Annotated in this window: 13 protein-coding genes; 8 read left to right on the forward strand and 5 right to left on the reverse strand. The window is 68.8% G+C overall.

Features of this window, described 5'->3' with window-relative positions; genetic code table 11:
• The first annotated feature begins 281 nt into the window (after window positions 1–281).
• A complete protein-coding gene (locus QSJ59_RS11205; protein ID WP_285759561.1) occupies window positions 282–782 on the forward strand; it encodes an HNH endonuclease in 501 nt (166 codons plus the stop codon).
• 105 nt (window positions 783–887) lie between these two features.
• Complete coding sequence (locus QSJ59_RS11210) at window positions 888–1091, forward strand: FmdB family zinc ribbon protein (RefSeq protein ID WP_285759237.1); 204 nt, start codon at window positions 888–890, stop codon at window positions 1089–1091.
• A gap of 84 nt (window positions 1092–1175) precedes the next feature.
• On the opposite strand, the gene ilvD is transcribed toward QSJ59_RS11210, so the two are convergent.
• A complete protein-coding gene (ilvD, locus tag QSJ59_RS11215) occupies window positions 1176–3047 on the reverse strand; it encodes a dihydroxy-acid dehydratase (RefSeq protein ID WP_285759239.1) in 1872 nt (623 codons plus the stop codon).
• 270 nt (window positions 3048–3317) lie between these two features.
• Window positions 3318–4052, reverse strand: coding sequence for a nuclease-related domain-containing protein (locus QSJ59_RS11220; RefSeq protein ID WP_432707472.1), 735 nt, complete (start codon window positions 4050–4052; stop codon window positions 3318–3320).
• A gap of 280 nt (window positions 4053–4332) precedes the next feature.
• Here QSJ59_RS11220 and QSJ59_RS11225 point away from each other — a divergent pair, with 280 nt between their 5' ends.
• Window positions 4333–5763: an amidase gene (locus tag QSJ59_RS11225; RefSeq protein ID WP_285759240.1), complete on the forward strand. Its 1431-nt coding sequence runs from the start codon at window positions 4333–4335 to the stop codon at window positions 5761–5763.
• Window positions 5764–5791: 28 nt separating this feature from the next.
• On the opposite strand, the gene QSJ59_RS11230 is transcribed toward QSJ59_RS11225, so the two are convergent.
• Window positions 5792–7015, reverse strand: coding sequence for an MFS transporter (locus QSJ59_RS11230; RefSeq protein WP_285759242.1), 1224 nt, complete (start codon window positions 7013–7015; stop codon window positions 5792–5794).
• Window positions 7016–7170: 155 nt separating this feature from the next.
• Here QSJ59_RS11230 and malQ point away from each other — a divergent pair, with 155 nt between their 5' ends.
• On the forward strand, window positions 7171–9228 hold the full coding sequence (malQ, locus tag QSJ59_RS11235; RefSeq protein WP_285759243.1) for a 4-alpha-glucanotransferase: 2058 nt from the start codon (window positions 7171–7173) through the stop codon (window positions 9226–9228).
• A gap of 55 nt (window positions 9229–9283) precedes the next feature.
• Here malQ and pepN read toward each other — a convergent pair whose 3' ends face one another.
• Window positions 9284–11824, reverse strand: a complete 2541-nt coding sequence (gene pepN, locus QSJ59_RS11240) for an aminopeptidase N (protein ID WP_285759244.1) — start codon at window positions 11822–11824, stop codon at window positions 9284–9286.
• Between the two features lie 227 nt (window positions 11825–12051).
• On the opposite strand from pepN, the gene QSJ59_RS11245 reads away from it, so the two are divergent.
• From QSJ59_RS11245 to QSJ59_RS11260, 4 genes are all read left to right on the forward strand, one after another.
• Window positions 12052–12666, forward strand: coding sequence for a mycothiol-dependent nitroreductase Rv2466c family protein (locus tag QSJ59_RS11245; protein WP_285759245.1), 615 nt, complete (start codon window positions 12052–12054; stop codon window positions 12664–12666).
• A 31-nt stretch (window positions 12667–12697) separates the two neighbouring features.
• Window positions 12698–12856, forward strand: coding sequence for a hypothetical protein (locus QSJ59_RS11250; protein WP_285759246.1), 159 nt, complete (start codon window positions 12698–12700; stop codon window positions 12854–12856).
• 95 nt (window positions 12857–12951) lie between these two features.
• Window positions 12952–13095, forward strand: coding sequence for a hypothetical protein (locus tag QSJ59_RS11255; RefSeq protein ID WP_285759247.1), 144 nt, complete (start codon window positions 12952–12954; stop codon window positions 13093–13095).
• Between the two features lie 101 nt (window positions 13096–13196).
• Entirely contained in the window at window positions 13197–13664 is a 468-nt protein-coding gene (locus QSJ59_RS11260) for a ribose-5-phosphate isomerase (protein WP_285759248.1), read from the forward strand.
• 88 nt (window positions 13665–13752) lie between these two features.
• Here QSJ59_RS11260 and QSJ59_RS11265 read toward each other — a convergent pair whose 3' ends face one another.
• Window positions 13753–15027: a GNAT family N-acetyltransferase gene (locus QSJ59_RS11265; protein ID WP_285759249.1), complete on the reverse strand. Its 1275-nt coding sequence runs from the start codon at window positions 15025–15027 to the stop codon at window positions 13753–13755.
• Between the last annotated feature and the right edge of the window lie 64 nt (window positions 15028–15091).

Below are 15091 nucleotides of genomic sequence, written 5' to 3' on the forward strand. Positions count from 1 at the left end.
ATCGATTTCACGCGGTTTTTCGCGACCCGAAGGAAAATAGGGTGGCGGTGACCAGGTCCGACCAAGCAAACTGATTGCGGGACGTTACTCGGCGGGAACCACCCACGGGAGGTCCGTGTGGCAACGCGAAGAGCACCGGTCGTCTGGCCGGTCCATAGGGAGGTCTCCTGGCTTGCCGACAGGCACGCCGGGGATGAGACACGGGTCGTCGGCTCGCCGGCGACCCGGAGACTGACGTGAGCGCCAGGCGCGGTACGGAGGGCGGCACAGCCAGCCGTCACGTGCTGCTGCTCAATGCCAGCTACGAACCACTGACGACCGTCCCGCTGCGCCGGGCGATTCTGCTGGTGCTGAGGGAAAAGGCCGAGGTCGTCCACGGCGATACCGCGGGGGCCATGCTGCATTCGGCCACCACGGCGTTGTCGGTGCCCTCGGTGATTCGACTGCATCGCTATATCCGGGTGCCCTACCGGCGCAGAGTACCGCTCACCCGGGTGGCACTGATGCGGCGCGACGGCCACCACTGCGCTTACTGCGAGAAGCGGGCCGAGACGATCGACCACGTCATTCCGCGTAGCAGGGGAGGCGCACATGTCTGGGAGAACGTCGTCGCCTCCTGCCGTGCGTGCAACCACAGAAAAGCCGACCGCCTCCTGGACGAACTCGGCTGGGAGCTGAACGTGACCCCCACGGTTCCCCGGGGAATGCACTGGAGGCTCATCAACGGCGAGCACCACGGCGACCCCCAATGGGCCCCTTACATGGCCAGAGCAGCGGCCTGACCGCCAGCGCCCGGGTTCGGGTCAGGGTCCCACCCCGACCCCGGGACGCGTAGCGCCCCCCCGAACGACCGATGGTCGTCCACGCCGTCCCCGTATCCTTGCTCCATGCCTCGTTATGACTACCGCTGCCGCGCATGCGGCGAGACTTTTGAACTGTCCCGCCCCATGGCGCAGTCCGGCGATCCCGCCACCTGCCCGCAGGGGCATCCCGACACCGTCAAACTGCTGTCCACCGTTGGGGTGGGCGGGGTCGCCCAGGCTCCGTCGGCCTCCGGCGGCGGATGCTGCGGGGGTGGCTGCTGCGGGTGAGCGCGTCCCGACCCGGGCCGGGGAACACGCACCGGTTCCGACCGCGGGGCCGGGGCGTGTGCCCCGGCCGCACCTCGTCGGGTGTCAGGGGCGGGGCGCTTCGACCTGGCTGACGTCGCGGGCGGCCCCGGTCGAGGCGGAGGTCGCCATCGCGGCGTAGGCGCGCAGAGCAGCGGTCACGGTGCGCTGACGATCGCGGGGACGAAAGCCTCCCAGTTCCTTGCCCAGGCGCTCACGGCGCTCGTTGAGCTCCTCCTCGGAGACCTCCAGCACGATCCCGCGGTTGGGGATGTCGATGGTGATCACGTCGCCGTCCTCGACCAGGGCGATGTCGCCGCCCGCCGCCGCCTCGGGGGAGACGTGTCCGATGGAGAGCCCCGAGGTGCCCCCGGAGAAGCGCCCGTCGGTGATCAGTGCGCAGGCCTTGCCCAGCCCACGGCCCTTGAGGAAGCTCGTGGGGTAGAGCATCTCCTGCATACCGGGGCCGCCCTTGGGGCCCTCGTAGCGGATGACGACGACGTCACCGGCTCCGACCCGCTTGTTGAGGATGCCGTCCACGGCGTCGTCCTGGCTCTCGAACACCCTGGCCGGGCCGCTGAAGGTCCACAGCTCCTCCTCCACGCCCGCGGTCTTGACGATCGCGCCGGCGGGGGCGAGGTTGCCGGTGAGTACCGCGAGGCCGCCGTCCTTGGTGTAGGCGTGCTCGACCGAGCGGATGCATCCTTCCTCGCGGTCGTAGTCCAGCGTGTCCCAGAGCACCGACTGGGAGTATGCCTTGGTGGTCCGTTTGCCGCCCGGCGCCGCGTGGAACAGCTCCACGGCCTCGGGGAGCACCGTCGGGGAAGCGATGTCCCACTTGGCGATGAACTCGCCGATGCTCGTACCGTGCACGGTGGGCCGGCTGGTGTCCAGCAGCCCGCCGCGGGCCAGTTCGCCCAGGATGGACGGGATTCCGCCGGCTCGGTGCACGTCCTCGATGTGGTACTTCTCGGTGTTGGGAGCCACCTTGCACAGGCACGGGACCTTGCGCGACAGTGCGTCGATCTCCTCCAGGCCGAAGCCCACCTTCGCCTCGGTGGCCGCGGCGAGCAGGTGCAGGATGGTGTTGGTCGACCCGCCCATGGCCACGTCCAGGGCCATCGCGTTGCCGAATGCCTCGGGGGTGGCGATGGACAGCGGCAGGACCGAGGAGTCGTCCTCCTCGTAGTAGCGCTTGGCCGCCTCCACCACCAGACGTCCGGCGTCCTCGTAGAGACGCTTGCGGGCGACGTGGGTGGCCAGGACCGTACCGTTTCCGGGCAGCGCCAGGCCGATCGCCTCGGTGAGGCAGTTCATCGAGTTGGCGGTGAACATGCCGGAGCAGGAGCCGCAGGTGGGGCAGGCGGCCTCTTCCATCTCGTCCAGTTCTGCCTGGGAGACGTTCTCGTCGGCCGCCGCGATCATCGGGTTGATCAGGTCGAGCTTGCGCACGGTGGTGGCAGAGCCGTTGACGACGGTGACCTTGCCGGCCTCCATCGGGCCGCCGGAGACGAACACGGTGGGGATGTTGAGGCGCAGTGCTGCCAGCAGCATGCCCGGGGTGATCTTGTCGCAGTTGGAGACGCACACCAGTGCGTCGGCGCAGTGCGCACTGACCATGTACTCCACGGCGTCTGCGATCAGTTCGCGACTGGGCAGGGAGTACAGCATTCCGCTGTGGCCCATCGCGATACCGTCGTCCACGGCGATCGTGTTGAATTCGCGGGGCACGCCGCCGGCTTCCTTGACCGCACGCGCGACCACGTCGGCGACCTCGCGCAGGTGCACGTGGCCGGGCACGAACTCGGTGAAGCTGTTGGCGATGGCCACGATGGGCTTGCCGAAGTCCTCACGTTCGACGCCGGTGGCGCGCATGAGTGCGCGGGCACCGACCATGTTCCTGCCGTGGGTGACCGTGCGTGAGCGAAGCGCGGGCATGTGATGTGCTCCCGTCGAGAAGAACCGGGACCAGCGGCGAGATCACCAGTGACGCCCGGCAGAGATCTGCGCGGACGGAGCCTCTTCGACTGGTCTCCCGCCGTGGGATCGGGGCTTACGTTGTGGTTCTCCTGATGGTAGCCCCCATGGTCGAGTGCTCGTGTCTCGATCTGGAAGATCAAAAGTCCGAATAATGAGACGGGGCGGCGCGTGCGCCGCCCCGGGATTTTTTTCGGAAGGTGGGTCGGTCGGAGTGGATGGGGACGAACGTCAGTAACGGGGCGGAAGTACGCGTTGGGCCGCCGTGTAGATCTCGTCGATCTCCCGTTCGCTGAGTCGGTCCTTTCCGCTGCGCAGCCACTTGCGCACCTTGGTACCGGTGATGATGTCCACGCCGCGAAGCCGGTGGCTGTCCCACGGCATGGTGGGCCCGTAGATCGCCAATGACGCGCGAACCTTGATCTCGCGGCCCAACTCCTTGCTGATGAGCCGTTCCGCGTTGCGCGCCTCGGCGAGTGCCTCGTCGATGCGCTCGTTCTTGGAGAACCGCCCGTGATAGAGCTTCTCCAGCTTGTTGCGCAACGGAAGACGCTTGTCCCAGGACTCGGAGTCGATTGCGAACGCGCCGCGCCGGCCCACGATGAAGTGGTCGATCTGGCCGTTGCCGTCCTGGATGCCACGGGCGTGCAGGGTGCGGTAGCCGAACCGCTGCATCATCTTGAGCTGTGCCTCGGTGCGGCGCTGCGCTGCTGAGGGCTTGCGCCATTGCGGCACTTCCGACTGCCGTCGGGAGGAGTGCACAGCCATGGCGACCAGCACCGCGACCGCTGCCGTGGCACCGATCCGCCAGTCCGAGACGACGAGGCCGATGAGTGTGCCGGCCGCGGCGCAGGAAAACCCGCGAATCAGCCAGCGTCGAGCGACTCCGGGCCGGAGCAGGGCTCGGTAGGTCGAGCGGGCGGCGTCCTTGGGGTCCTTCGACCGACCGTTTCCGGAGTGGGCGATGAAGGGCGACGTTGACGACCGGGAGGACCGACTGCCCTTGTCGGCGCTCTGGTCCGTGCTCTGCTGGGTGCTTGTTGCCGATTCCACAAATCTGAGCGTAGTTCGTTTTCCTGCGCCCTCCTAGTCCATCGAAACTCACACTTTTATTCCCTGTGCGAGAGCCACCAGGGGGTGTCCGGAGGCGGCCACGTGGGAACGAACGCTCTTATCGCCTTCTCCGGAAAACCCTGAGCCATCGCCGAGTCGCGGTCGGCCGCCGTTTTCCCTAGTCTCGGCGGTCGTGAGCGAAATTCATGACTTCACCGCAGTCGAGCAGGCCGAGCTGATCAGCCGCCGGGAACTCTCCCCGGTGGAGATCACCGACCACTACCTCGACCGCATCGACCGACTGAACCACGAGGTCGGAGCCTTTATTACGGTTGCTCCGGAACTCGCTCGGGAGCAGGCGCTAACCGCCGAAAAACGGGTGCTCTCCGACACGCCGGAACTCCTGCCTCCCCTGCTCGGGGTGTCCGTTCCGCTCAAGGACCTCGACATGGTCGCCGGGATGACGTGCACCTGGGGGTCGGCGCTGTTCACCGAGCACGTCCCCGAGCTCGACGAGGCGTTCGTCGCCGAGCTCAGGTTGGCCGGAGCCGTCTTCACCGGCAAGACGAACACCCCCGAGTTCGGTGCGTCCTGCTATACCGAGAACGACATCGCCCCACCCGCTCGCACTCCGTGGGATCTCACCCGCTCGGCGGGCGGCTCCAGCGGGGGCGCGGCAGCGGCGGTCGCCGCAGGTCTGGCCCCCCTCGCCCAGGGCAGCGACGGAGGCGGCTCCATCCGCATTCCCGCCAGCGCCTGCGGTCTCTTCGGGATCAAACCCAGTCGCGGTCGGGTCAGTGCCGCTCCTGCCCGTCCGGACCTGATCGGCCTGTCGGCCACCGGTCCGCTGGCCCGCACCGTTGCCGACGCGGCCCTGCTACTGGACGTCATCGCGATCAGCCGGCCGGGCGACTACTACTCCGCGCCTCCACTGCCCGAAGGGGACAGCTTCCTGGCCCACACGGGACGGGCGCCGGGCCGGCTGCGTATCGCCCGCTTCGCGGCACCGAACGTCGAAGGAGCGACGGTCCACCCCGATGTCCTCGTCGCCTACGAGAACGCCGCGCTGCTGCTCGCCGACCTGGGCCACGACGTGGAGGAGATCGACCATCCCTTCGACGCCGGCCTTCTCGACCACTTCGAGGTCGTGTGGACGGTACTGGCGGCCCGAACGCCTGTCGCCCCCTCCGACGAGTCCGGGCTGCGCCCGCTCACCCGCTGGTTGCGGGAGAAGGGGCGATCGGTGTCCGCCACGGAGTACCTCGACGCCACCACCCGATTGCAATCGGCCAACCGTGCGGCACTGTCGGCGATGGCTCCCTACGACGCGGTCCTCACCCCCACGCTGGGGCTTCCCCCGGTCCCCATCGGGCATTTCGACGCCGATGGCGACCCCCGCGCCGAGTTCGCCCGCATGACGGAATTCACCCCGTTCACCAGCATGTTCAACATTTCCGGACAGCCCGCTGTCAGCGTTCCCCTGCACACGGGTCCCGAGGGCCTGCCCATCGGGATCCAGCTCGCCGGACGCATCGGCGGGGAAGGGACCCTGATCTCCCTGTCGGCCCAGTTGGAGTCGGCCCGCCCCTGGAGCGACCGCAAGCCCGAGATCTGGTTCCGCTGACCCCCGGAGGGAAACCGGCCGCCGCGGATCACCCGACAGGCGTGGGAACGGTGGTCGGCTGCGGTCTGGCGCCGGGAACCCACAGGGTGAGTACCGCCGCCGACAGTGACAGGGCCACGCCGCCGGCAACCCCGGCCGCGATACCGCCCAGATCGATCAGCCAGCCGGTCATCGGAGCGGCGATCGCGACGCCGGTGGTCACTCCGGTGTTCATCCAGCCGAAGGCTTCGGCCCGGCGGTTGTCGGGCGCGACGTCGCCGAGGCGCTCGGTGACCGCGGCAAGGGTCGGAGCGACCGCAAGTCCCGCCACGAACAGCATCGGGGCGATCAGCCACGGAGTGGGAAGTTCCAGAATCGGCGGCAGCAGCGGGATCAGCAGCGCGACGCCCGCTGCCGCCGCGAACGCCCTTCGCGACACCCGAGGTGCGCCGGGCAGGCCCCCGGCGACCAGGCCGCCCACCAGCGAGCCCAGCGCCCAGATCGCAGCCAGGGCGCCCGCGTAGCCGGGGGTGCCCAACTCCCGGGCCCACGCGACGATCACCAGATCGACGGCCGCGAGACCACCGACCAGCATCATGCACACGACTACCAGTAGGGCGAGCGGTCCGATGGTCAACAGGGACCGGCGCGCCCCCTCGTTCGCCCCCGTTTCGACGGCGGGGGTGCGGGTCAGCCCCGCCACGCGCAGCATCATCGCGAACCCGAGCGCCCCGATCAGGGAAATGACGGCCAGCATGACCAGTGCCGCCCGTCCTCCCGACAGGCCCACCACGGCCGCGGTCAGCACGGGGCCCACCACGAACAGCACTTCCTGGAAGGTCGCCTCCATCGAGTACATCGCCTTCCGGTTCTGGCCGCTGGTCAGCCGGGGCCACAACGCTCGTCCGATCTGGCCGGCAGGTGGAAGGAACAGACCTGTCACCAGGGACAGCGGCAGCGAGATCCACCACAGCGCCGCGGGCAACAGCGTGATCAGCAGCAGTCCACCGCTGTAGACGACCCCGCACACCACCATGATCCGATCGGCGCGTCCCCGGTCCGCCATTCGGCCGCGGATCGGCCCGGCAAGGGCGGTCCCCACGGTCAACGCGCCGCTGACCAGGCCGGCCAAGGCATAGGAACCGGTCCAGTCGGCAACCAGGAAGGTGATGGCGATCGGCAGCCCTGCGACCTGGAGCCGGGCGATCAGTGACCAGATGAAGAGCCCGGGGAGGTGGGGGATGGAAAACAGCGGACGATAGGACTTCAGCATTCGCTCAGTATGGCTGGCCGAAGCGACCATTTATTGACATTTTGACCAGTGGGAATGCGCCCACGGCCGGTTTCGCCCGGGTTCGGTCCTGCCCGCTCGAACCGGATCGTCGGCCTACCGGCGCACGCCTCCCGATTAAGGCATCATCGGGTGCTGTGAGCGATGCTGAGTTGATCCGCCTGGCAGAGGAACACGGGGTCTCGACGAGTTACGTGGATTGGAAGGGCGCACACGTCAAGGTCCCCCCGTCCACGCTCCGCCACGTCCTGGGAGCTCTTGGTCTGGACGTGCGCGACCCCCGAGCGGCACTGGAGGCGCACTGGGAGCACCAGTCCAAGCGGCTGCTCCCCGCCGCCGTCGTGGTTCGGCAGGGTCGGGCACCCGACCTGCGACTCCCCGACGGCGCGCGGACCTGGGTCGAACTCGCGGGCGGTGACTGGGCGGAGCCCGGCACGAGCCTGCCCCTGGGGGTGCATCTACTGCACGTCGAGCACGGCGACCGCCGTGAGCGTGCCCCCATCCTGGTCGCCCCCAACCGGCTGGCCGGTGCGCAGGCCGGCGCCCCCGTCCGCCAACTGGGGCTCATGGCACAGCTCTACTCGGTCCGTTCGCGTGCCTCCTGGGGCATCGGCGACCTCCGCGACCTCGCGGAGCTCTCCGACTGGGCCGCCCGCGACCTCGGAGCGTCCTTCACCCTCATCAACCCGATCCACGCCACCGAGCCGGTGGCGCCCCTGGAGCCCTCTCCCTACCTTCCGGTCGGCCGTCGTTACGCCAGCGCCCTCTACATCCGCATCGAGGACGTTCCCGAGTACGCCGGCCTCACCCCGGCCCAGCGCGAACAGGTCCAGGCCCTCGCAGCGGGACCGCGTGACCGGTCCCGGGGCTCGGAACTGCTCGACCGCGACTCCGTCTGGACCGCGAAACGGGCCGCGCTGGAAATCCTCCATCGGGTCCGCCGCACTCCCGAGCGGGAAACCGCGCTGCGCGCCTACCTGGATCGGGAGGGATCGGACCTGGTGGAGTACGCGACCTGGTGCGCCTTGGCCGAGGAACACGGTTTCGACTACCGGAGCTGGCCCGAACCCTTGCGCGACGTGCGCGGATCGGTGGTGGGCGCGGAGGCTCTGCACCGGTGGGGCACCGTGGACTTCCATCGCTGGGTGCAGTGGGTCCTCGACGAGCAGCTCGCCGCGGCCCAGGCCAGCGCCCGCGCCGCGGGGATGGGCACCGGTATCGTGCACGACCTCGCAGTGGGAGTACAGGGCGGCGGTTCCGACGCCTGGATGTACGGCGACGTCCTCACCCCCGGAATCCAGGTGGGCGCGCCCCCGGACGCGTTCAATCAGCAGGGGCAGGGGTGGGGCCAGCCCCCGTGGCACCCCATCCGCCTCGCCGAAGAGGGGTATCTGCCCTTCGTCTCCCAGATGCGTCAGGTGATGCGGCACGCCGGTGGAGTCCGGGTCGACCACGTGATGGGACTGTTCCGGTTGTGGTGGGTTCCCGAGGGGGCCTCGCCGGCCGAAGGGGCCTATGTTCGCTACGACCACGAGGGCATGGTCGGTGCACTCCTCCTCGCGGCCCACGAGTCCGGTGCGCTGGTCGTCGGGGAGGACCTGGGGACCGTCGAGCCCTGGGTGCGCGACCACCTGAGCGAGCGCGGGGTGCTGGGAACGTCGGTGCTGTGGTTCGAGCGCGACTCCTCCGGAGAGCCGCGTCGTCCCGAGACCTGGCGAACCGACTGCCTGGCCACCGTAGCCACACATGACCTGCCCCCGGTGGCCTCCTACATCGCCGCCGAGCATGTCGACCTGCGCAACCGGCTCGGCCTGCTCACCCGGCCGGTCGAAGAGGAGCGCGCCGACGCCGAGTCCCAGGTCGCCGAGTGGTGCGCACTGCTGGTCGGACTCGGCCTGTTGGACGCATCCGTCGATCCGGTCGCCGACCCCGCCGCCGTGGTCAAGGCCCTGCACGCCTACCTCGGCCGTACCCCCTCGTCCATGGTCGGCGTCGCGCTCACCGACCTGGTCGGCGACCGCCGTATGCAGAACCAGCCCGGGACCAGCACGGAGTACCCCAACTGGCGGATCCCCCTCACCGACGCAGAGGGGAGGCCCGTTCTGCTCGACGAACTCATCGCAGATCCGGTCCTCACCCAGGAGATCCGCGGACTCCTGGGGCCGCTGGCCAGCCCGGAACCGCCTTCGCGGTGAACGGGCGGCGGCCGCCGCCTCCACCAGCAGGGAGACGGCGGCCGCCGAGGGGTGCCTAGGCGCCTGCTTCGGCGTCCTTGGACCGGGCGTGCAGCGCACGCTCCACACCGGCCCTTCCCTCCAGCAGGAGGCGACGCAGTGCCGGAGCCGGGTTCTCCGTCTCGAGGTAGACGTCGGTACGGTCCAACGTCTCCTTCTCGACCAAATAGCTCGGGTAGGCGACCTCGGCGAAGGTCTGCGCGAACTCGCCGGTCCATTTCTCCCACGCCTCTTTGAGCAGGGCGAAGTACTTCTCGGTGTACTCGCGGAGCAGTTCGGCGTGCGCGGGCTCGATGAACCCGCCCAGGGTGGAACGGAACTCGGCGTTGGCCAGGTCCCCACCGGTCATGCGCTCCCAGGCAAGGGCTTTGGCCTCGGGGGTGGGAATCGCCGCCCGGCACCCCGCGGCCGCACGGGCACCGGTGGCGGTCGCGTCCCGTTCCAGCTCCGCGGCGATCTCGGTCTCGTCCGCTGCGCCGGCCGCCACCAGACGGCGCAGCAGGGTCCAGCGCAGGTCCGTGTCGATCTCCAGGCCGTCCACGGCGATCGCGCCGTCGAACAGGCCCTGTAGCAGGGACAGGTGCTCCGGGGAGCGCGCGGAGTCGGCGAAGCCGTGCGCGTAGGCCAACTGGAGGTCGCTGCCGGCCTCCGCGGTGCTGAGCAGGTCGCGCAGTCGTGCTGCCAACAGGTCGAAGCCTTCCGCGCGCCACGCGGGGTCGGCGTAGTTGATCAGGGCGCCCAGCGCCTGACGCTGGAGGGTCTGGACAACGGCGACGTCGCCGACCCCGCCCAAACCGGAGACGACCAGTCGCACGTAGTCGCGCGCGGCCATCTCCCCGTCCCGGGTCATGTCCCAGGCGGCGGAGAAGGCCAGGGCCCGGGGCAGGGACTCGGAGATCTCCCCGGCGCCGTCGACGACCGTCTGCAGACTGCGCTCGTCCAGGCGCAGTTTGATGAAGGTGAGGTCGTCGTCGTTGATCAGCACCAGGTCCGGCTGGGCTTTGCCGACCAGCTCCGCCACCGCGGTGCGCTCGCCGGTGACGTCCAGTTCCACCCGTTCCCGGCGCACGATGCCGTTGTCGGTGCGGTCGTACAGGCCGATGGCCAGGCGGTGCGAGCGCAGCGTCGGGTAGTCGGCCGCGGCCTCCTGGAGGACGGCGAAGGACGTGAAGTTGCCCTCCCCGTCCACCTCGAACTCCGGGCGCATGGTGTTCACGCCCGCGGTCTCCAACCATTCGCGTGACCACAGGGAGAGGTCGCGTCCTGATGCGTGCTCCAACTGGCGCAGCAAGTCGGAGAGTTCGGTGTTGCCCCAGGCGTGCTCGGCGAAGTAGGCCCGCACGCCGGCGAAGAAGGCGTCGACCCCGACGTAGGCGACCAGCTGTTTGAGCACCGAGGCGCCCTTGGCGTAGGTGATGCCGTCGAAGTTGACCTCGACCGCCTGCATGTCGGGGATGTCGGCGGCGATGGGGTGGGTGGAGGGCAGCTGGTCCTGGCGCAGCGCCCACGCCTTCTCCACGTTGGCGAACGTGGTCCAGGCGTCCTTCCACTTGGTGGCCTCGGCCTGGCAGTAGACGCTCGCGTAGGTCGCGAACGACTCGTTCAACCACAGGTCGTCCCACCAGCGCATCGTGACCAGGTCGCCGAACCACATGTGCGCCATCTCGTGCAGGATCGTCTCGGCGCGGCGCTCGTAGCGCGCGTCGGTGACCCGCGACCGGAAGACGTAGTCCTCCAGGAAGGTGACGGCACCGGCGTTCTCCATGGCCCCGGCGTTGAACTCGGGCACGAACAGCTGGTCGTACTTCCCGAAGGGGTAGCGCACGCCGAACAGGCCGTGGAAGAAGTCGAAGCCCTGGCGCGTGACGTCCAGGATGGCATCGGCGTCCAGGTACTCGGCCAACGAGGCGCGGCAGTAGAGCCCCAGAGGGATGCCGTCGTGCTCGTCCCGCACCACGTGATAGGGGCCCGCGATCAGCGCGGTGATGTAGGTGGACATGCGCGGGGTCGCCGGGAAGTGCCAGCGGACGGCCTCCGAACCCTCGACGGGTTCGCGGGAGGCGTCGGGCGCGCTGTTGGAGACGACCTCGTACTCGGCGGGAGCCAGCACCGTCAGCTCGAAGGACGCCTTCAGGTCGGGCTGGTCGAAGCAGGCGTACATCCGGTGCGCGTCGGCCGTCTCGAACTGGCTGTACAGGTAGGTGCTGCCGTCCACCGGGTCGACGAACCGGTGCAGTCCTTCGCCGGTACGCATGTAGGCGGCGTCGGCCACGACACGGAGTTCGTTGTCGGCCTGCAGGGACGGAAGGGCGATCCGCTCTCCGTCGAACACGTCGGCCGGGGCCAGCGCGGTCCCGTTCAGTTCGATCTCGCGCACCGTGGGAGCGGTCAGGTCCACGAAAGTCGCGGCCCCCGTCTCGGTGCTGCTGAAGCGGATCACGGTCGTGGAACTGAAGGTCTGGTCGCCCGAGGTCAGATCGAGCTGTACGTCATAGGAGTCGACGCTAAGAATCCGAGCCCGTTCCCGAGCCTCGTCACGTGTCAGGTTGCCTGCCACGGCCCACTCCCTTCGCGGCCGCCGTTCCCGCCGGCCGTTTTGATGACCGCCGTCACGCCCCGCAGGTCTGTGTGGGGGTGACGACCTGGCTGATTGCTGTTGACGATCCTGCCATTAGTGGCGCTGGAATGCGGAACCCTTCGCCGTGGTTGCCGAACGTAGGGGTGGTACGGGTTCCTCTGGGCGTCCCGGACCGCTGGAGCAAGGCGAATTTGAGGAGAACGACCATGGCCGAGGAACACGTACCCGCTGACCTTTGGTTCGATCCGCTGTGCCCTTGGGCGTGGATGACCTCCCGTTGGCTGCTCGAAGTGGAGAAGGTCCGTCCGGTGCAGCCTCGCTGGCACGTCATGAGCCTGGCGGTGCTCAACGAGGACAAGGACGTCCCCGAGGACTACCGGAAGCTGCTCAAGGAGGAGGCGTGGTGGGGGGTCCGAGTGGCCATCGCCGCTGAACAGCGCCTCGGCAACGAGGTGCTCGGCCCGTTCTACACGGCACTCGGCACCCGTTTCCACACCCGTGGCGAGTCGCGCGGCCTGGAGACGATCGCGGCGGCGTTGGCCGATTCCGGCCTGCCCGCCGACCTGATCGAGGCGGCCGAGAGCACTGACTACGATGAGGCTCTGCGCGAGTCGCACCATGACGGGATGGACCGGGTGGGCCAAGAGGTCGGAACCCCGGTCATCTCGGTCGAGGGCGTCTCGTTCTTCGGCCCGGTCGTGTCACCGGCCCCCAAGGGCGAGGCCGCGGGCAAGCTCTGGGACGGCGTGCTCCTGGTTGCGGCGACCGACGGGTTCTTCGAGCTGAAGCGCAGCCGCACCCGCGACCCCATCTTCGACTAGAGCCGTACACGGCCCGGAGGTTCCTGCACCCATGAGTGGACCCGACGACGAGCGCTGGGTGGTCTTCGACGACCACGACCTGCTCCCCGACACCACCGCTGACGAGCGCGGTGAGTCGTGGGGCGAGGCCGGTGACGAGCGATCGCGTCTTGAGGAGATGCTGCGCGACGTTCCACCGCACTGGGGATAGGCGTCCCCGGCCGACCCGCCCCCGATCAGGGGCGGAGCCGGATCCATGTGAAAATAGGGCCAGAGTTGTGCCCGTTCCCTCCAAGGTGGTTTGAGTTGAGCCAGGTGTCTGAGTCCAAGGCCGGTCCGCTGAGCAAGGACGTCATGGCCATCGTGTTGTACAACGTGATCGCCATCGTCTCCCTGGTCCTCTTCGCAGCGATGGGGCTCGGTATCTTCCAGGCGGCGGTCGGTTTCTAGCCGTTCGCCACGACGCCCGGCAACCCGTTCGACGGGCTGCCGGGCGTCGGCGTATCCGCCCCCGGGCCGTGGGCGCGGTCATGACCTGCAAGACTGGCACCGTGCGTGTTTACATTGGATCTGACCATGCCGGCTACGAACTGAAGGAGCACCTCGTCTCCTGGCTCAAGGACCAGGGACACGAGGTGATCGACGCCGGGCCTCTCGCCTATGACGCCCTGGACGACTATCCGCCGTTCGTGTTGCGTGCCGCGGAGGGGGTCGCGACCGATCCCGGTTCGCTGGGCGTCGTCATCGGCGGTTCCGGCAACGGTGAGCAGATCGCAGCCAACAAGGTGAAGGGCGTGCGTTCGGCCCTGGCCTGGAGCGTCGAGACCGCCGCACTGGCCCGCGAGCACAACGACGCCAACGTGATCAGCATCGGTGCGCGGATGCACTCCCAGGCCGAGGCCACGGGGTTCGTCGAGGTGTTCCTGACGACGCCCTACAGCGGGGAGGGGCGGCACACCCGCCGGATCGACATGCTGTCGAACTACGAGCAGACCGGCGAGTTGCCCCCGCTGCCGTAACTCTTCCTGTTTTCTGTCGGCCGCCCGCCGTTGGGGGCCTGCGTCGTCGGTGCGACGACAGCAGAGGCCCGCTCCGGCGGGTTTCTGCTCAGAAGATGACCGAGCAGTTCGGTACCGATGCGGTGGTCAGGGCGGTCGACAGCTCCGCTACCGATCCTGGGCGGTGCTCGGTCACCAGTCCGGCCGCCGAGTAGGAACTGAGGCGCTCCCCTCCGGCGTAGGCCGAGCTCAGCGTACTCACCGAGAGCGTGAGGTCCGCCGGCTCGGTGGTGCCCTCGCACAGTGCGGCCCCCGGTCCGCCCGACAGCCGCCACCGTCCCGCGTTCCACGGACACACGGGATCGGTGACCTCGATGACGGTCTCCACCGCAGCCGCGTAGGAGCGCTCGGAGAGCGCTCGGGGGACGTCCACCAGCCGCATCCACAAGCCGGTGTCCAACGTCATGCGGGCCCGGTTGCGGTCGGCCAGCATATACAGGAGGGAGTCGTCGCTGGGGCGCAGTTCTGCGCGCACCGAACGAACCAGGTCACGGTTGAGGAGGAACTCCCACAGCATGGCGTAGGCCGCGGGTGCGGTTGCCTGCAGCTCCACGATGCCCAGCAGCGAGTCGGCGACGCCGAAGTCGTCCCACTGCTGTTTGACCCGGTACAGGGCGTAGCCCAAGGGGCCCGCGCCATCCTCGACCAGCACGCATTTGTGGCCGCTGTAGCCGCCCCGGTCCTCTTCCGGATCGCGTAGCACCCGGTCCCACCAGCGCTCGTCACGGGAGAATTCCCCGATCCGGTTGGCAGCGGACGCCTGGTGGGCCACCGCCAGTTCTTTGCGGATCTCGCGGGGTTCGACCATGCGCAGGCGCAGGGCGGGATCGCGCGGGACGTCCGGGCGCAAGGCGCCCTCGCCCCCACGGACGGTGATCGTGCCGCTGAGCGCGGCCAGACCGTATCCGAACCGTCCGTAGATGCCACCCTCTGAGGCGAAGAGGGCCGCCACGGCCTCGACCCCGCGTTCGTGAATGTCGTGCAACTGACGGCGCATCAGGGCGCTGAGCACTCCGCGACGGCGGTGGGTGGGCAGTACCCCGACACAGGTGACGCCGGCGACCGGGCGGATCCCGCCGGGCAGTGTCATCTGGAAGGAGTAGGCGCCAGTCGTGCCGATGAGCTGTGCTCCGTCGAACGCGGCCAGCGTGCGGTCGATCTCGGTGTTGGTGCGGTGCCGGGCGATCCGCTCCTCGTCGATGGAGGAGCTGAGCAGCGCCTCGCTGCAGACCTTGGAGAAATCGGTGAACTCGGATTCGGTGACAGGGCGGATCGGCCATGCCTCCGCGGCTCCTGAGCGGGCCGCCTCTCGCGAAATGGGCATGCCTCTGTCACTACCAGTGCTGCGGTTGCGTACGCCACTGATTTTCGGTCGCCCGCCCAGCCGG

The organism is Nocardiopsis ansamitocini, from assembly GCF_030268225.1.
GTDB lineage: Bacteria > Actinomycetota > Actinomycetes > Streptosporangiales > Streptosporangiaceae > Nocardiopsis_D > Nocardiopsis_D ansamitocini.

Excerpts from the sequence above, each read along its gene's own strand:
- QSJ59_RS11210 (WP_285759237.1), top strand. The coding sequence starts at position 888 with ATGCCTCGTTATGACTACCGCTGCCGCGCATGCGGCGAGACTTTTGAA.
- ilvD (WP_285759239.1), bottom strand. The coding sequence starts at position 3,047 with ATGCCCGCGCTTCGCTCACGCACGGTCACCCACGGCAGGAACATGGTC.
- QSJ59_RS11230 (WP_285759242.1), bottom strand. The coding sequence starts at position 7,015 with ATGCTGAAGTCCTATCGTCCGCTGTTTTCCATCCCCCACCTCCCCGGG.
- QSJ59_RS11245 (WP_285759245.1), top strand. The coding sequence starts at position 12,052 with ATGGCCGAGGAACACGTACCCGCTGACCTTTGGTTCGATCCGCTGTGC.
- QSJ59_RS11250 (WP_285759246.1), top strand. The coding sequence starts at position 12,698 with ATGAGTGGACCCGACGACGAGCGCTGGGTGGTCTTCGACGACCACGAC.
- QSJ59_RS11265 (WP_285759249.1), bottom strand. The coding sequence starts at position 15,027 with ATGCCCATTTCGCGAGAGGCGGCCCGCTCAGGAGCCGCGGAGGCATGG.